The organism is Sorangiineae bacterium MSr12523, assembly GCA_037157775.1.
Taxonomy (GTDB): Bacteria; Myxococcota_A; Polyangia; order Polyangiales; family Polyangiaceae; genus Pendulispora; species Pendulispora brunnea.
This window is the reverse complement of record CP089982.1, coordinates 8,609,871-8,626,477: the sequence shown is the minus strand read 5'-3', so window position 1 is coordinate 8,626,477 and position 16,607 is coordinate 8,609,871. Positions and strand designations below refer to the sequence as shown.

14 protein-coding genes are annotated in these 16,607 nt (G+C 64.1%); 3 read left to right on the top strand and 11 right to left on the bottom strand.

Features of this window, described 5'->3' with window-relative positions:
* Positions 1-3: 3 nt before the first annotated feature.
* The 6 genes from LZC95_33845 to LZC95_33820 all read right to left on the bottom strand — a co-directional run bounded on the left by LZC95_33845 (position 4) and on the right by LZC95_33820 (position 5,838).
* Positions 4-231: an acyl carrier protein gene (locus tag LZC95_33845; GenBank protein WXA91428.1), complete on the bottom strand. Its 228-nt coding sequence runs from the start codon at positions 229-231 to the stop codon at positions 4-6.
* Positions 228-1,262 (bottom strand): fatty acid desaturase, encoded by a 1,035-nt coding sequence (locus LZC95_33840; GenBank protein WXA91427.1) that lies wholly within the window; start codon positions 1,260-1,262, stop codon positions 228-230. The genes LZC95_33845 and LZC95_33840 overlap by 4 nt, the downstream gene beginning before the upstream one ends.
* Complete coding sequence (locus LZC95_33835) at positions 1,259-2,947, bottom strand: fatty acyl-AMP ligase (GenBank protein WXA91426.1); 1,689 nt, start codon at positions 2,945-2,947, stop codon at positions 1,259-1,261. Before LZC95_33835 ends, LZC95_33840 begins: the two co-directional genes overlap by 4 nt.
* Positions 2,948-3,156: 209 nt before the next feature.
* A complete protein-coding gene (locus tag LZC95_33830; GenBank protein WXA91425.1) occupies positions 3,157-3,633 on the bottom strand; it encodes a hypothetical protein in 477 nt (158 codons plus the stop codon).
* A gap of 124 nt (positions 3,634-3,757) precedes the next feature.
* The gene (locus LZC95_33825) at positions 3,758-4,723 is read right to left on the bottom strand and encodes a hypothetical protein (protein ID WXA91424.1); all 966 of its coding nucleotides are present in this window, start codon (positions 4,721-4,723) and stop codon (positions 3,758-3,760) included.
* Between the two features lie 422 nt (positions 4,724-5,145).
* Positions 5,146-5,838, bottom strand: coding sequence for a hypothetical protein (locus tag LZC95_33820; GenBank protein WXA91423.1), 693 nt, complete (start codon positions 5,836-5,838; stop codon positions 5,146-5,148).
* Between the two features lie 159 nt (positions 5,839-5,997).
* Here LZC95_33820 and LZC95_33815 point away from each other — a divergent pair, with 159 nt between their 5' ends.
* Positions 5,998-6,207 (top strand): DUF1918 domain-containing protein, encoded by a 210-nt coding sequence (locus LZC95_33815; GenBank protein ID WXA91422.1) that lies wholly within the window; start codon positions 5,998-6,000, stop codon positions 6,205-6,207.
* Positions 6,208-6,558: 351 nt separating this feature from the next.
* Entirely contained in the window at positions 6,559-8,016 is a 1,458-nt protein-coding gene (locus LZC95_33810) for a hypothetical protein (GenBank protein ID WXA91421.1), read from the top strand.
* A gap of 60 nt (positions 8,017-8,076) precedes the next feature.
* Here the strand turns inward: LZC95_33810 and LZC95_33805 are convergent, their stop codons facing one another.
* From LZC95_33805 to LZC95_33795, 3 genes are all read right to left on the bottom strand, one after another.
* Entirely contained in the window at positions 8,077-8,475 is a 399-nt protein-coding gene (locus tag LZC95_33805; protein WXA91420.1) for a 4-oxalocrotonate tautomerase, read from the bottom strand.
* Between the two features lie 65 nt (positions 8,476-8,540).
* On the bottom strand, positions 8,541-8,957 hold the full coding sequence (locus LZC95_33800; protein WXA91419.1) for a MarR family winged helix-turn-helix transcriptional regulator: 417 nt from the start codon (positions 8,955-8,957) through the stop codon (positions 8,541-8,543).
* A 27-nt stretch (positions 8,958-8,984) separates the two neighbouring features.
* Positions 8,985-9,899 carry an NAD-dependent epimerase/dehydratase family protein gene (locus LZC95_33795; GenBank protein WXA91418.1) on the bottom strand — a complete coding sequence of 305 codons (915 nt, stop codon included), beginning with the start codon at positions 9,897-9,899 and terminating at the stop codon, positions 8,985-8,987.
* A 96-nt stretch (positions 9,900-9,995) separates the two neighbouring features.
* Here LZC95_33795 and LZC95_33790 point away from each other — a divergent pair, with 96 nt between their 5' ends.
* Positions 9,996-10,907: a LysR family transcriptional regulator gene (locus LZC95_33790; protein WXA91417.1), complete on the top strand. Its 912-nt coding sequence runs from the start codon at positions 9,996-9,998 to the stop codon at positions 10,905-10,907.
* Here the strand turns inward: LZC95_33790 and LZC95_33785 are convergent.
* Together LZC95_33785 and LZC95_33780 are read right to left on the bottom strand one after the other, a co-directional pair.
* Positions 10,904-11,488, bottom strand: a complete 585-nt coding sequence (locus LZC95_33785; GenBank protein WXA91416.1) for a hypothetical protein — start codon at positions 11,486-11,488, stop codon at positions 10,904-10,906. The two genes, LZC95_33790 and LZC95_33785, sit on opposite strands and share 4 nt — an antisense overlap.
* A 2-nt stretch (positions 11,489-11,490) precedes the next feature.
* Positions 11,491-16,536: a C39 family peptidase gene (locus LZC95_33780; GenBank protein ID WXA91415.1), complete on the bottom strand. Its 5,046-nt coding sequence runs from the start codon at positions 16,534-16,536 to the stop codon at positions 11,491-11,493.
* Between the last annotated feature and the right edge of the window lie 71 nt (positions 16,537-16,607).

Here is a 16,607-nt window from a genome sequence, read left to right as displayed (position 1 = left end):
CATTCACGCGAGGTGGGCACTGAGCAAATCGATGCTTGGATAATCGTACAGCAGGGTAGGGGATAGACTCCGGCCGAGGAGCTTCTCGAGATCGCCGGTGAGCTGCACCGCGAAGGCCGAATCGATGCCATAGCGTTCGAAGGGAATGGACGTGTCCAGCTCCTCGGGGGCGATTTCGAGCACGCGCGCGAACGCGGTGATTAGCCAGTCCTGAATGTGTTCTTTGGTCATGTGCGATGTTCCTCGTTTCGTTCGACAATGCGCTTTTTGGCCATCATTCGTTCGTCGGGCACGCGCACGTCCCACACCCATCCAAGGCGCTCGAGGGCGCGTAAAATCCAGGTGCCGACATCGATTTGCCACCACTCGTGGCCCATGATGGCGGAGCTCGGAAACGCGTGATGGTTGTTGTGGAATGTTTGCCCGAGGGTGGGAATGGCCAGCAGCAAGCTGTTGCTGCTCCGATCCGACGTATGGTACGCGCGCCTGCCAAGCCGGCTGTGGGTGACCGTATTCGTGCACCAATAGGTCAAGTGATTCATGAAGAACACCCGCACGAATCCGCCCCAGAGAAACCCGAGAAAGGCGCCTTGCCACGAGCCGCGCACCACCCCGCCGATGATGGCCGGGACGATGAAGCCCGCCGCGAGCCAACGGAAATAGTGCATGTGGACGCGGAAGATGTCCTCGTCGCGGTACAGATCCGACACGTACCGCTCCAGGCCGCGAAAGCGGATGCTCGATCCGGTCCAGATCCAGCCCACGTGGGAGTGAATGAAGCCGCGAAAGAGCGCCCACGGACCGGTCCCAAAGAGGTACATGGAGTGGGGATCGCCGGGCTTGTCGCTGGTGCGGTGGTGCTTGCGGTGGATGGATGCCCACCAGATGACCGGGCCCTGGAAGCCCATGGATCCCAATGCAGCCAAGGTGCGGCGCACGGCGGGGTGCGCTTTGTACGAGCAATGCGAAAAGAGGCGGTGATAGCCAACTTCGATGCCGGTGACGCTCAAAAACCACATCATCAGCATCAAGGCGATGTCGATGAATCCAATGCGGTACCAGCCTTGAAAATGCAAATAGAGGGCGCCGGCGAAAGCGATGGGCGGAAAAAAGGTGACGATGACGGCGAAGGTCAGATCCACGGTGCGGCTGGCGGGCGCGCGCGTTTCGAACTTCGTGGCGGCGCGGTTCTCGGCCGATGCTCCGGGATCTTCGCCCGGAATATCCAACTCCAGCGCGTCGGGTTCTCGTATGGATTTCACGAACATGAACGTTCCCCTTCGATGAGGGCTTTTTCGCCGGACAGCCGCCCGAAGGTGGCGAGCGACGATTGGAGGAGCGAGCCATCGAGCACGCCTTGGCGGCACGCGCTCCGGCGAACCTTGCCGCTCGACGTCCGTAGGACGCCGCCAGGCGGCATCAGGATCAACATATCGACCGTCAGTCCATGTTGGGAAGCGACGGCCTCGCGAACGTTGCCGAGGATCTCGCGACCATCGAATCGGCGCACATGCTCTTTGCGCACTTCCTGTAGGATCACCAGCCGTTCGCGGCCCATTCCATCGGCGGTGAAGGCTGCACTTGCCGCCGGTTTGAGCGCGGCGTGGCAGCCCTCGACGGTGCGTTCGATGTCGTGCGGATGGTATTTGCGCCCGCGCACGATGAGAATGTCTTTGATGCGGCCGGTGACGTAAAGCTCACCATCGTCGAGAAAGCCGAGATCGCCCGTGCGAAGAAAAGGGCCCTCGCGCGTTCGGCCGTCGTGCTCGAACAGCTCCGCGGAGAAGGCTGGCGATGGCTCGTTCCAATAGCCGCAGGCGACGGAGGGACCTCGCAACCAGATTTCGCCGACCTGGCCCGGAGGGCAGCGAACGTGGCGTTCGGGATCGACGATGGCCACCTCGAGGCCATCCTCGGGCCGGCCGCAACTCACGACGTCGGTACCTGCGTGGCTCCGGCCGCCCGTGACGAAGAGCGTCGCCTCGGCCAATCCGTAACAAGGAAAGAACGATGTCCTTCGGAAACCATAGGGCTCGAACGCGCGCGTGAAGCGCTCGAGGGTGTCGCGTTTGACCGGCTCCGCCCCGTTGAAGGCGAGACTCCAGGAGCGCAGGTCGAGCCCTTCGCACTGATCGGGGGTGATCTTTTCCACGCACAGGTCGAATGCGAAATTCGGTCCGCCGCTGGTGGTCGCACGGTAGTTGGAAATGGCGCGGAGCCAGCGCACCGGCTTCTGCAGAAAAGCCATGGGCGACATGAAAATGCCCGTAGCCCCCAGATACAGGGGTTGGAGCATATTTCCGATGAGCCCCATGTCGTGAAAGAACGGCAGCCAGCCCACGACGATGGATTCGGGCGAGTGCTCGAAGGCGCGCTCGATCATGCGCTCGTTCTGGAGGATGTTCGCGTGGCTCACCATGACGCCCTTCGGTGAGCCGGTCGAGCCGGAGGTGTACTGGAGGAATGCCAATTCCGTGTTGGTGGGTGGCAAAAGCACGGGGCTCGCGGACGCCGGAAGGGCGTCGGTTTCCAGCCAATCGAGGGCGTTCGAAGCTCCGGCCCGACCGAAACGATGCTCCAAATGAGGGCGCAGGGCGGAGGTGGTAAGCACGGCGCGGGCGCCGCAATGGGCGGCGACGGCGAGGACCTTGTCCGTTCCCTCGCGCGGTCTCGGCGCATAGAAGGGGACGGCGACCACGCCCGCGCGCAGGCAACCGAGAAAGGCCACGATGAATTCGAGGCCTGCAGAATAGAGGAGCAACGCGCGATCTCCCGAGTCGTATCGTTCGCGCAGCGTTCTCGCCACGGCGGTTACACGCCCGTCGAGTTCACCGAATGCGATGCGAGCCGATTCGGATTCTCCGTCGCCCAGGAAATGATAGGCGATTTTATCGGAGTGCGTATTTGCCGTCCTCGCGAGATGATCGAGGAGAGTGAATGATTCCATGCCACCCGTCGTCACGTAGACGGCAGATGTGTTAGTTCGCGGCCCTCACTCGAACAAGGACAGGGGATGCCAAGAGCACGGACACTTGATGCCAGCGCGCCTACGCGCAGTGCCCCGCGATTTCTGCAGTGAATCCCAGGATGTCCTCCCCCCAACCCACGGCTGCAGCGGCCGCTTTGGCGCCCGCCGGGTACGGCCACTGACTCCGCTCAAAGGACGCGAATGCTCGAGAGCATCTTCGCGCTCTCGGCCTCGGAGAAGCCGCCCGTGGTGATCGATGTTTCTACGAGCACGCCGTGCTCGACAAGAAAGTAGAGGCACGTGGCGCGCCCCGAATCGTACCAGGCGAACCAATAGCCTCCGTGCGACCCAAACGGAAACGGCCTTGGCTCGAAAAAGAAGTGCGTAGAATCCGTTGCTCGAGCGGCCAAGAGCGCATAACTCTCGGAAGCGAGGGCCTCGGCCGACTTCGTCGTGTGGCCGGCTTGGACCTGCATGTCCACCCCCCACTTGCTCCAGTGATCGAGCCCGTCCGAGCAGTCCCCGGGCCCGGTCCACCCGTCGCCATCCAACCCATAGAGCGCACGACAACCGATGTTCTTCGGCCAATCCGCATGGTCGTCGGAAGAAGAAGAGCAGCCGAGCGCCAACGACGAGCTCAATAGAACCATCGAGATGAATTTCATGCTCGATGTATCGGGCGCTTGAACCGCGAAGTTGCTACGACATTCTACTCGAAGGAAGTGCAGCCGCGCGCCCCAGGCTCCTCGACCAGCAAGAGCTCCGAGGCGCGCGTACTCGTTGCAGAGACTATTCGACGTCGAAGGCGGCGACTTGCGGCTTGAACCAGCAGGTCGGGACGTTCTTGCCGTTGTAGCCCGGCGTGCCCAATCCCGCGCTGGCGGGCAAGCAGCGGGTCTTGGCGGCATCGCGCTCGGCGTTGGCGGAGTTGCGGCCGCCGCTGGCATTGAGGCCCGGGATCACGTTCAAATTGGCCTGCACGGTGCAGAGCGCGCCCGTCATGTACGTGTCCAATCGGCATTGGGCGCGCGGGTGGGCCGTGTTGGTGCGGGTGACGACGGTGGTGTCGGGCGTGTTGTAGTTCGCCGTGGTGCCTCCGAGCGCGGCGAGAAGATCGGCCGCGGACTTGCCGGCGACGACGTTGCGGTAGCAGAGGTCCTGCTCCGCCGTCGTGTCCCATTCGGCATCGCACTTCTGCTTCACGATGGCGGGGGCCGTGTTGCGGAAGGTGGCATTCTTCGCCGTCTCGTTGACCCAGAGACGGCGCGTACACGCCTGCGTCGCGTACCAGTCCGATTGGCCTTCGGCAGCGGCCCAGTCGGTGCTGCTGTAGAAGAAGTAGCCGCCGAGATGGTGACCAATCTCGTGGCAGAGAACGACGGCAAAGCCATCCTCCGTGACCTCGGCGCGGCGCGCGAGGCCGCCGTACATATTGACGGTCCACGTCGTGCCGCTGCGGGAAGCGTTGGCGTTGACGGTGTTGTTGGTCCAAAGCGCGTTGATGACCAAGCGGCCACCCAGCGAGGACACGATGGGGTTGTAGAGGGCGCGGCCCGCCGCAATGACCTCATTGAACTTCTGCTCCGTGATGCCCGTGGGAGCCAAGAGATTGTCCTCTTGATCGAGATCGTTGTCGGGCATGAAGGAGATTTCGCGCGTCGAACCGCCGGGGAGTCCCGCGGCGCTCGCACTCACGAGCCCAAGTCCAACGACCGCAACCACGCCAGCCAAGCCACGAAATACGTTCTTGTCCATTGCAATCTCCTTGATGTCGAATCGGATTGTCGGAGGCCGATGGCTCAGTCGCCACTCTCACTGACCGGACGATTGCACCTGGCCCGACGGGTTACGTGGGCGCGGTGACTTTGATCGTTTGGCGCTCTGGGGTCAAGCTCGAAGAATGATTTATCGCGATTGCCCAATTCGATGTGCTCGCGCAGCAATACTACATTGACATGCCACCCAATCGCGATCGGAGAACGCAGTGCGGCAACGTCGTGCGACATGGATATGATCAATGCCGCACTGTGATTTGCGTGCATCGCATGAATGGATCGCATTTCGGCTCAACCGGTTCAGTGTGCCGATGACGCCAATGCCATATTGTGCGCGCAATGGAGTCATCGGTCGCGGTGGTGTTTCTCGAACACCGCATCACGAATCGGATACGAAACAATCTACCGCTTCGACGCGCGCACCTTCTGGATCGCGTCCTCCGCGTGCGGATCGTTGCTCCAGAGCGATGTGCGCAGGTCGCCGCAGTTCCAAAGTTTCTCGACGATTTCTGTCAAGTTTTCGCCCGTCTGCATGCAAATCCACCAATCCGCCTGATCTTCGCCGTCCCAGAGCAGCAGGCGTGTCTCGCCATGTTCGAAACGGTACTGAATGTCGCCGGGCCATCCCCGCGTGGCGGTGCGTTCCGTGAAATTTCGGCGCAGAAACGCCAAATCGTCGCTTTGCAATGGCGCATCTTGCGCTTGAATCAAAATTCGCGCATCCGCGAAGATCTCCGCATGATCCCAGACCTGGCACTCCATGAATGCCGAGAATGTCTCTGCACAGGGTCGCCATTCCCAATCAGGATCGCGTGCGACGAACACCGGTGGATCATCGAGTCGACCGAGCTGGACGGCCCAAATGCATACACCTTGATTCTCGACCATGAAAACGAGATGTCCTCCGGCCACACAGTCGGTGGGGGCGTCCCGGGGCCACTCCAATGGCGCGCCAAGCCTCTCGATGAAGACGGGATTGTCGCAATTGCTATTACGTTGCAATAACTCGATACCGCCTTGCATGCCGTACCACTCGACGAATGACGCAGGCAGCGAAATACGGAGTTCCTCCTCACGCATCCGCAGCGCCGCCATGGCTGCGTCATCGCGCACGTACTCGATGGAAAGTCGTCGAAGGGGCCCTTCGTGAAATCGGCTGCGCATGGCGTGTGAAAATCTGCCGGAGGCAAGGTTGAGGCGGCGTGGTTTGGGGAGAAACGATGGCGGTGTCTGCAACGTCCAAGATGAAGAAGTATGCAGGTCAGTAGAGGGGAACGGGTCCGGGTCAAGACTGCGGGCCAGGGGCGGCCGGAGCGTGTCGGGGAAGTCGTCGAGGTGCTCGGCGAGAACGGCGCGCCTCCGTATTGGGTGAGGTTCGACGATGGGCACGAGGCCCTCGTCGCACCACGGCTGGAGTTCGACGGCCCGCAACGCGATAGCCCGCACCGCGGCTGGGACGTCTGAATACACCCGAATCGAGGAATTTTACAGCTCGCAGGGCACCGCCCCATCCTTCGCAGCACAGCTTCATTGCGACCGAAAAGTCGGCTGAATCGGCACATTCAGCGACCTACCCGGGGAGACGCCTGTCTCACCAATTTGGCGGGTCGTCAGCTTTTCGACATCAGTGGCAACCCATCGTGGCCATTCGAAGATCAGGAACCGACATTTGGCTTTGGCGGCCCGCGAAGGTTGCCCGAGCGCACGTGCGCCGCGGTTCGTGACCCAACGAATGAATAACGAAGGAGGCCTGCCATGCGAAGGATGGCGAGGAGATGGGGTGTACTTGCATCGATTGTCGGAACCGGACTGGTCATGGGTTGCTCGTCCGGCGATTCAGCAGATGACGCGGGAAAGAGCGCTTTGCCTCTTTCGACCATTTCGGGCCATGTAACGGCGCAAGGATCGGGAAGCACGCCGTCGGGCCTTGCCGGGCAGGGCACACTGGGGGTGACGAAGTCGGTGCGGGCGTCGGCGTTCGTCGGCGGTCAATTCCGCGTGGTAGGTAGTGCGGAATTGACCGCCAATGGCTCTTATTCGATCCGCGTTCCTACGAATTCGAACGCGGATATCGTCGTGGTCGAGGCCCTCGATGCCTCGGGTCAGGTGGTCGGCTCGTCCCTTCTCGAAACGATTTCGCACGAAGCCGATGGCTCCATCACCGCGGCGCCCATTTCGACCGAGAGCTCCATCGAGGCAAAAGCCTTTGTCGATCTCGCGATTTCAGGTGCCATTTCCGGCGATGAGGCCGTTTCCGTCGCCGCCATCTTGCATCGATTCGTCGATGCCAACGTGGAAGCGCGAATTGCCGCTGCCGCCAACGCAGGAATCGACCCGAGCACACTGGTGCACTCCGTTGCCAAAGCGGGACTCATGGCCCACAAGGCGCAGGCGCGATCTCTCGCGAATGCCAAGGTCAGCGTCGATGCACGGGCCATTCGGCAAACGCAGATCGATGCTGCGGTATCGCTGAATGAATCGCTCGATACCACATTTGGTCTGGATGCGCAGGCCGCGGCGACGGCTTCTCTGAATGCCAATGTCCGTTATGGCGCCTCGGTCGACATCCACGCCAATGCCAAGGCGGAGTCGTCGCTGGTCTTCGACTCGGCGCTCTGCGCGTCATTCGATGCGGCCATCGGCACCGCCAAGCCCGATATTCAGGTGACGGCCAAGAAGGGTGTCTTTCTTGCCGTGCAAAAGGCGGCCAAAGTGGAAGCGGATGCCACGGTGAGCACCCTTTCGAGTGCCTTGGCCGCCAAGAACGCTCCCGCGGCCTCCATCGACGTGGTCACCCGCGCCGGGATTCAGCTCCAGACGGACATCAACGTCGCCGTCGATGCGAAAGGGATCCTCGATGCGCAGATCAAATTCCTCGACACCCTCAATGCGAATGCGCACTTGCAGTTCATTGGCGGGTTTGCGCTGGATTATGCAGCGAGCATCCAGGGCAGCTTCGAAGCCTCGCTCGGGCTTTGCCTGAAGGTCGAAGCCGGATTTCAGGCGGATTTCAAAGCATCCCTCGACGTGGTGGGGAGTCTGAGCGTCGACCTCGAACATGGCAAACTCTCGGTGGCGGCCGAGGGCAAGCTCAATGCCTCGTTCGATGCGACGTTCTCCGGTTACCTGAAGGTGACCAATTCGTGCCCCGTCGGAGGTGGTGGCCATAGGTTTACGCCCGTTCCTCCGTCCTTGCCGTCCTTCCCCGGGTTCCCGGGGTTACCGACCGGACCCACGACGCCGGGGGGCGGTGGAGGTAGCGTCAACAATTGAAGATGTGAAGGCTCGGACGTCGAGGGGGAGAAGAGAATGCCCTCGACGTCCGACGGGGGCTCAACTCTTCGAGCGAATGTAGCGAAATTCCTGTGTCGCCCCGCCGAAACCATAGGCGTCGGCCGACACCTCCTGGACGTAAATGTAGCTTTCCTCGTGCAAAGGCCCCAGAAGCTCGCCGAAGGCCTCGAAGCACTCGGCGATGTACTGTGCCTTTTCGTCTTTGGTGTTCGTTCCATCGACCACCTTGATGTCGAAGTAGAAGCTGTTTTTGCCCTGCGCGGCCAAGGTGGCGCCTCCCACGATCCAATTTTCGGGCGGCACGTAATCGATGACGATGGCGGTGAGTTCGCGCTTCTTGCGCAGGATTCGGGTGGTGCGCTCGAGCAGCATTTCCGAAATGGCCTTGTTCAAAGAAGGGCTCGCGGGTTGGCTGACCTTGACGGTGAGAATGGGCATGACGATCTCCGGCGGGTGGTAAATAGTTAGCTATGCAATCATATGGGTAAATAAAAAGGCAGCCCCTATTTGAGGGCCGAGCAGACGTCTCGCACCTTGCGAACGGTGTCTGCGAAGTGCTCTTTTCCGATTTCACGCTGGATGCGCTGCGTGACCTCCCCGCTCGCCGCATGGAGTGCGGTTTGGATCTTTCGCGCGGCGGCCGTTGGGTGCACCTCCCAATGGCGCGCGTCGAACTCGGCCTGACGCCGCTCGACGAAGCCGAGGTTCTGCAGGCCATCGAGCAGGCGTGTGGCCGTAGGGCGCGCGATGGTCAGCTCGGAGGCGAGTTCGTGCGGCGACAGGCCGGGTCGGGAGAGGACCAGCCGGAGCATGAACGCCTGCGGCGGGGTCAGGTCGAACGGTTTGAACGCGGCTGCCCACTCCCGCTCGACCACGCGCGCCAGCGCGGTCGTGTTGAAGTAGAGGCAGTGCTCGAACATGGGGACCAGTCTAGCGTAGATGGTTAGCTATGCAATCAATTTTTCTGGCCCGCGGGTGCGATACGAACCCCGCAGCAGATCTTCGAGAAGGGAAGGGCCTTTTGGCGCCCATCCCAACAGCAAACGTGCCTTGGGTGAGGCGACCCGTTGCGTGAGCGCAAGTGCATCCGCAAAGGGGCCCATGGATTCGCGCGCGCGCTCGAGCGGCCACTCTGCGACGCGGCCCGGGTAGCCGGCGGCTTCGCTCGCGGCGCGTGCGATGTCGCCCACCGAGAGCCGCTCGTCGCTTGCCGCCGTGAGGACGATGCCCGCGGGGGCGCGCTCCAGGGCGCGGACGTAGAGAGAGGCGAGATCGTCGACGTGAACGAGCGACCAGCGCGTGGTGCTCGGGCCAACGTGGCGCACGATACCGTCTCGACGGCCGTTGGCGACCAGCAGCCCTGGAATGCCGCCTCCGCGTCCGTACACGATGGTGGGGCGAATGACCACCGCCCGAACATTGCGCTCGCGCGCGGCGGCGAGGATCTCGTCCTCCACCGGTACCCGCCATGCGACGAGTGCCGCGGGGGCCAAGGGCGAGGTCTCGTCCACCATGGCTTCGCCGGTGTTTCCGTAGACCCAGGAACCGCTGGTGTAGATGAACAGCTTACCCGTGCCGTTGAGCCCGGCGAGGATCGCGCGCACGGCGAGGAGATCCACCTCGCCCGCGTCGGGACCATTGGTGGACGCGGTGTGGATGACGGCATCCGCCCGTCGCGCGGCGGTCTCCAGGAGCACGGGATCGTGGAGGCTTCCCTCGACGACCTCGCGTCCCAGCGCACCCTGCTCGCTCACTTTTTCCGGCCGGTGCACCAAGGGTCGGACGCGGTGGCCGGCTCGTTCGAGTTCCCCCGCCACGGCCCCGCCGATGTAACCCGTGCCCCCGGTCAGAAAGACATTCATGAGCTTCTGTCTAGGGAGCGGTGCCGTATGAGTCCAAACCATAGAATGAATCTCACTTATCTACCACGTGGATAATGGTATGATACTATTGCATCGATGAATATATCCGCGGTCGACTTGAACCTGCTCACGGTGCTCGATGCGCTCATCAAAGAGCGAAATGTGACGCGGGCGGCTCGGCGGGTGGGCCTGTCGCAGTCGGCCACGAGTTCGGCGCTGGGTAGGCTTCGCGTGCTCTTCGACGATCCATTGTTCGTGCGCACGCGCGATGGCATGGTGCCCACGAAGCGAACGCTCGCCATGAGCGGCCGTCTCGAGGCCATGCTCGATGGCGTGCGCGCGTTGCTCGCCGGCTCCGAGTTCGATCCGAAGTCGGCATTGCTGACGTGGAATGTCGTGACCAGCGATTACACGCAAATGCTGCTCGTGCCGGCCCTCGTTCGGGAGCTTGCATCGAGTGCGCCGGGCGTGACCGTGCGCGTGCAACCGCTGGTCTCGGATGTCGCCGAACACCTGAATTCGGGCGATGCCGACGTCGTATTGGCCCCCTTCGTACGAGCGGATTCCAGTTTACGCGTGGCCCCGCTCTTCGTGGATACGATGACCGGCATGGTTCGTCGAGGGCACCCATTGGCCAAGAAAAAACGGCCCACGGTGCGCGAATACATCTCGTATGGCCATGTCCTCGTTTCCCCTCAGGGCCGGGGGCCCGCCATGATGGACACCGTGCTCGCCGAACGTGGCCTGAGCCGGCGCGTCGCTGCCATCGTGCCGCACTTTCTCATCGCCCCCGAGGTGATTGCAAATACCGATTTCGTCACCACATTGCCCACGCGCACCGCCAAACGAGCCGCGGCCGACGGCCGGTTCCACCTCTTCCCGCCGCCATTGCCCACGCCCCAACTCGATTTGTCCTTGGTGTGGCACGTGCGCTCGGAGGACGATCCACTGCACCGCTGGCTGCGCCAGGCCCTCATCGAGCTCGTAAGGCCTCTATTGGCGTCCTAAATGGCCGCCATATCGTTCCAGGCGTCGAGCAGGTCCGGTGCCCAGCACGAGGCCGGGAGAGGCGCCACTTCCTTGAGGCCTTTGCAGACGAGCATGGGCAATAGTTTTGCCACCAATCGCGGTATCGGCAGGTGGGCGCGGTAGAGAAGGGCACTGGAGACGAACAGCGGGCGCCCCTGTGTCAATGCCGGTGGTACGGGAAGGGAGAAGAAGCGCTCGTGACCAGCTCGGAGGAGGCTGGCCAGTTGGTCCAGGTCTTTGTCGACCGGCTCCAAGTCTCGAATCGCCGCGATGGCTTCGCCGGCCCGCTCGAGTTCGTCGAGTTCGACGACCAGGGCTGGATCGCGCGGATGGAGGACGAAGCCTGGAAGGGAGTCGGGGCCGAGTCGAAACATGGCGACGTTCGCCATGACCACGTAGCCCAGTACGATATGGCCCTCGCTGAGGAGCCTTGGATATTGCCGATGGGCGGTGGCCAGGGCGTCGTTTTCGCCGAGCCATGTAGGCGCGCCTACGCGGAGGGAGAGAGAACGGGGAGCTGCCCCAAAGCGCTTGCGTGTGGCTTCTAGAAGGCGCGACATGCTCAGTGCCTCGCAAACATGGCGCGGACCGCCAGGAAAAGGACGACGAGGGCCATGATGGGGCCCAAGAGGGCAATCGCGACCAGACGGAACTTGTTGTCATCGTTGGACAAGCGAATCGCCGTGAGGAGCACGATGACGATGGGGATCCAGCCCTTTTTCAACGAGCGAATCGACGGAACGTGGCCGTCGAACAGGGCGCCGAATTGGCCGTACCACACCAAGTGAAAACGTGCCCGCCTCGCGACGCCGGATACGAAGGTGCGCGTGCGCGGATTCCCGGTGAGCGATTGAATCGCCTCCCGCGCCAATGTGATCTTTTTGGATCGGTCCGATGCCGAGCCGGTTTGCACGTCGACCAGCGCCCGGGCGAGATGGGCGACCTGCCTCGAAATGGCGGGGTACGCGCTATCGTCCACGCCTTCTTCGACCGCGTCGTCGATGGCCGCCAATAGGGAATTCGCCTCCGACGGCCGTTTGGCCACGGCCTCTTCGAAGGCGAGCCATGCGCGGTGGCCGGTGAGTGCTCGAGGCTCGCAGTCGTCGCGGCGTAGGGCGGCCCGGCTCACGGCGATGGCGTTTCCGCGAAAGCCGAGCGCCCGCAATGCGAGCGCCAAATCGTGCAAATGCTCGGGGGACGCCTGCCTTCGGTCGCGCCAGCCCCGAGACCAGAGGAGCGCCCGGACGAAGCGCCGGTGCGCGAGCAATGGCGTGAAGGCGGCACTCCAGCCAACGTCGTCGGCGCGAAGCCACTCGCCGTGGGCCCGCAATTGCGCCAGAACATCGCGCTGCGAATACTCGGCGAGGAGATCGCAAAACGCCATGGCGGTGCTCCGTCCCGCGCCGCTCGATGCCGGAAGGCTGGTCATGCGCTCCGCCACCGCCAGGCCGTGCCGCCGCGCTTGGGTGCGCACCCAGAGACGCCCGGTGGCCGCGTTGACGTCTCCACCCGAGAGCACGGCTTCTTCGAGCGCCCGATTGGCGTCGGGGCCGAGCCCCATCGCGAGCAACGTGCTGTACGCCGCAGCGACGAAGTTCGGCCGGGCGCGGGGATCGCGGCACGCGCTGCGAAAACGCGCCACGGCATCGGCATCGTCCCCGCGTGCGATGGCCGCGCGAACTTCGCAGTTCAGAAGCCGCTCCTCGGGCACCCGGACCCGCAGCAGGTCGAGCGCAAACGATGCCGCATCGCGATCGCCATCTTCCACGCCGATGTGGAACAGCGTGAGCGCCATGCGCATGTCCGTGGGGTCCGCCCCCAGCGCGCGCCGCATGGCCGCCTTGGCCTCCTCGCGCTTTCCCATGCCCAACAGCGCCCGCCCGAGCCGGGCCTGCACCCCCGGCTCGAAGGGCGCGATGGCCGCCAGCTTCCTCGCCGATACGAGCGCGTTCCGATGCGCCCGCAACTCGAGCCGCGCATCGATGAGCCAGCGCCACGCGCCCGTCAACGACGGCTCCTCGCGAAGGACATTGCGAAGCTCGTTGATGCCGCGAATCTTGTCGCCGGCCACGAGACGGACCCACGCCGCGCGCGCCCGAAGCGAAGCCGGCAAACGCGCTTCGTCCTTCAGCGGGCTGCACATCCGCAAGGCGTCGTCGGTTCGTCCCACCAGCGCGAGAATCCGCGCGGCCTCGTCGCGCAGGGAGAAGGTCCCCGGGATGCGTTCGCGGGCGGCTTCCAGCACGGCGCACGCATCGTCCGGGGCACCGTTGAAGGCGAGAAATGCGGCATGCGCCGTTTGCGCGTGCGCATTGTACGGATGCTCGAAGGCGAGTCGTTGCACCATCTCACGAACGCGCATGCCCTCCTCGGCGGAGAACGATGCGAACTCCTGCACGGCATCCCACGCGACCTCGCACTCCGGATCGCGTGCAAGAACGCGGGCCAACTCGTCGACGGCCTCGGTCACCTCGCCCCGGCGCGCCTTCACACGCGCGGCGTGCAAGACGACGGTGGGGTCGAAACTCGAGCGGTGGCATGCTTGCGCGAGCACGGCATCGAGCCGCTCGCGGTCGCCCCGGGCCTCGAGCGCTTCGCTCAGCCGCAGCACGGCCGTCGCATTCTGTGGCCCCAGCTCGACGGCTCGTTCGAGGGCCGCGAGTTTGCGGTCGCCCTCCCAAACGCGCGCGGCGTCCAGGTGAATGGCGTCCACGTGAGGAAAGCGCGACAAGGCTTCTTCGGCGAGCTCGCCCGCTTTGGATGGCGACACGGCCAGCGTGTGGCGCACCGAGAGCCCCCATACGACGGCCACGTCGGAGCGGCGTTCACGAAGGCCATCGAGGAGCTCGGCGAGCGTTCCGTGGGCGAGGTTCAACCGTGCCATCTCGTAAAGGACCGAGAACGTCTGGCTGGCAATGGCCCCTGCCGCGGCCACCTGAAAGAGCTCGCGCAGGAGTGCTTCGCGTTCCTCCACGGGGGTCAGCAACACCAAGCGCGAAATGGCTGCCGGCGCATCGGCATCGATGTCGAGCCCTGCGCGGTAGGCCGCGCGCGCTTCGTCGTGGCGGCCCATTTTGTCCTCGAGCAACGCGCGGGTGAGCTCGAGCGAGAGCGAACGCGGTTCGAGGGAGGCGCCTTTCTCGATGGCGGCGCGCGCTTCATCCCACCGCTGCCGCTCGGCCAACGCCAGGGCGAGCTCTCGGTGCGCCCAGGCATCGTTGGGTTCCGTCGCGAGCCGCTTTCGAATGGCGCTTTCCCGCCGTTCTGGATCCGTGTCGCGAACCCACTCGAGCAGAAGATGCGCGGTCGGGACGTGGTGCGGAAAGCGCGCGAGGTGCGCTCGAAGGTGCTCGATGGCCGCCTCCCGCCCGCGTGTGCGCTGAAGCAGCGTGGTCAGGGTGATGTGCGCTTGCACGTCGAGCGGCGCCAATTGCGCAAGCTCCTCCCAGAGTGCGACCTGCTTCTCGGCCGGTGTGCCGAGGCTCGCCGACGTCAACGCGGCCGAGCGAAGCCATGAGATGCGATCCGTCTTTCCGTGGGCACGCTCGAGGGCGGCGCGTGCCTCTTGCCTGCGGCCCAACTTCGCGTGATGGCGTGCGGCTGCCAGGGCGGCCTCTCCATCGTCGGGACGGCTTTTTTCCGCGGCTTCGAGCACGCGCAGCGCCTCGGAGGGCTCTTGGCCGTACTCGAGGAGCTCGGCCAGGAGCACCGCGGGCTCGGTCGATCGAAGCCCGAACCGGGCGACGCGTTCGCGAAGCATGGGCAGCGCTTCGTGCGCTCGCCCTGCGCGTTGCGTCGCCATGACGTAGTTTCGAACCCGCGCATCGTCGGTGGGGGCCACGCATGCGGCCAGGCGAAAGCGGTGAAGCGCGCGCGCCGTTTGCCCTTCCGTCCAGGCCATTTGGCCGAGAAGGTCCAGCGCGTCGGCCGACTCGGCGTGCTGCGCGAGCACCTCCCGCAGGGCACGGCGTGCCCGCCCATGCTCGCGCGAATCCGCCGCCAGCTCGACGGCGAGGCGTAGTTGAAACGCGTACGATGTGCCGCAATCGCGCGCCGCCTCCGTGAGGTGAACGATGCGCTCGGTGCGAGCTTCGAACGTGCCCGAGGTGCTCACCACGTCGAAGCGCGCGAGGTCATTCGTCGGATCGAGGGCGAAGGCTTCCTTGGCCATGCCGAGCAGCTCCGCGACATTGCCATCGTAGTTCGCGATGGCCCGCCGCGCCGCACGCGTGAGCCGATGGCCCGGCGCCGCGTCCCTCATGCGTGCACACGATGCGTGGGCCGCCTCGCGATCTTGCTTCGAGAGCGCGCGTTCCAACACATGGAGCTCGTCGTAAAGGGCAGCATCGGGGAGCGCGATGCCTTCGAGCCGGTTCGCCTGCTCGGACGGAACGAGCACCATGGCGCGCGGGCCGCTATGGCGGAACCGCTCGAGAAAAGATGGTGCGTCCACGTGCAACGGCAGAGGAATCGTCGGATCGCGCAGCACCAGGGTGCGCGCGCCCGCGTCGTAGCCCATTACGGCTTGCGCGTGTCCGGATCCCGGAACGAAGGTGGAGACCTGGAACGGGAGGCCGCGGTCCAAAAGGGCGCAGGCCGTTTCCCAAGTCAGGGTGAATTCGCGCGCGACGAATGCGTGCTCCTCCGCCCACGCACGTTCGGCATGGGCCGGCGTGCCGGCGTAACAGATACGGTCGGCCACCTCGACGTGTTCGGCGGGGCGGTCGAAAAAGGTGCACAGTGCACTGAGTGTGGCCGGCGCGCACGTGAGGTGATGCTGCCGGACGAAGGGCACATCGAGCCGGCATTTTTGCGCGCGGACCTCGCCTGACCCATCTAGGCGACTCTGGGCTTCCTCGAGCCTGCGCTGGATCGCCGCAGCCACGTCGGGCTCGGCCAATGGACTGAGCTCGGCCCATCGCCGGGCGGCGCGCACCGCTTCGGAATGGGCTTCGAGCGCCATGGCCACCATGTACGTCATCTGGGCCACGTCGGAGGATTGCATCGTGTCGAGCGCGCCCGTGAACAGCGCGAGTGCTTCGTCGGGCCGGCCGGATAGGGCAAGAAGCTGCCCCGTGTAGAGCAGGAGGCGCCGATGTTGGGGGTGCGCAAGACGCGCACGTCGTGCAAGCTCGAGGCTTTCCTCGAGCCGATCCATGCGCTCGAGCCAGTGGGCGCGTGCGTAGAGCCAATCCGGATTGGCCTCGCCCTCGAGCTGGGCCCAGCGCGCGAATCCGGCCTCGGCGGCGGCGAAGTCTCGGTATTCGATGTTCGTCAGAACCTCGAGTTCGAGGGCATCCCCTCGCGGAATGACGAGGTGCTCCCCATCGCCGTCGAGGGGCCGGGCGTTCAGCGATTCGAGTATCGCCCACGACCCCCGCAGCTCTCCGCGAATGTATTCGACCGCGACGCGTGCCCAGGGATCGCGCGGGTTGCGCCGATAGGCCGAAAGAAAAAGCCGTCGCGCGCGCTTTGGCGCCCCGAGATGATGCACCAGGCGTGCCCCCACGACGCTCTCGCGCCCGACAGGCAGCTCTTCCGGCGCACCCAATTCGGTCAGCAACGCATAGGCATCGAGAAAGAGCGCCCGATCATAGAGGAGGGCCACGCGCTCGAAGCTTGGGAGGGGCATGCTGATGTAAAATCGACCCTCCCAGCGCGATTGTTTCGTTGAATCTA

Bases quoted from the DNA above. Each gene is read 5' to 3' on its own strand.
- LZC95_33845 (WXA91428.1), bottom strand. From the start codon at position 231: ATGACCAAAGAACACATTCAGGACTGGCTAATCACCGCGTTCGCGCGC.
- LZC95_33835 (WXA91426.1), bottom strand. From the start codon at position 2,947: ATGGAATCATTCACTCTCCTCGATCATCTCGCGAGGACGGCAAATACG.
- LZC95_33830 (WXA91425.1), bottom strand. From the start codon at position 3,633: ATGAAATTCATCTCGATGGTTCTATTGAGCTCGTCGTTGGCGCTCGGC.
- LZC95_33825 (WXA91424.1), bottom strand. From the start codon at position 4,723: ATGGACAAGAACGTATTTCGTGGCTTGGCTGGCGTGGTTGCGGTCGTT.
- LZC95_33820 (WXA91423.1), bottom strand. From the start codon at position 5,838: ATGGCGGCGCTGCGGATGCGTGAGGAGGAACTCCGTATTTCGCTGCCT.
- LZC95_33815 (WXA91422.1), top strand. From the start codon at position 5,998: ATGCAGGTCAGTAGAGGGGAACGGGTCCGGGTCAAGACTGCGGGCCAG.
- LZC95_33810 (WXA91421.1), top strand. From the start codon at position 6,559: ATGGGTTGCTCGTCCGGCGATTCAGCAGATGACGCGGGAAAGAGCGCT.
- LZC95_33805 (WXA91420.1), bottom strand. From the start codon at position 8,475: ATGCCCATTCTCACCGTCAAGGTCAGCCAACCCGCGAGCCCTTCTTTG.
- LZC95_33800 (WXA91419.1), bottom strand. From the start codon at position 8,957: ATGTTCGAGCACTGCCTCTACTTCAACACGACCGCGCTGGCGCGCGTG.
- LZC95_33795 (WXA91418.1), bottom strand. From the start codon at position 9,899: ATGAATGTCTTTCTGACCGGGGGCACGGGTTACATCGGCGGGGCCGTG.
- LZC95_33790 (WXA91417.1), top strand. From the start codon at position 9,996: ATGAATATATCCGCGGTCGACTTGAACCTGCTCACGGTGCTCGATGCG.
- LZC95_33785 (WXA91416.1), bottom strand. From the start codon at position 11,488: ATGTCGCGCCTTCTAGAAGCCACACGCAAGCGCTTTGGGGCAGCTCCC.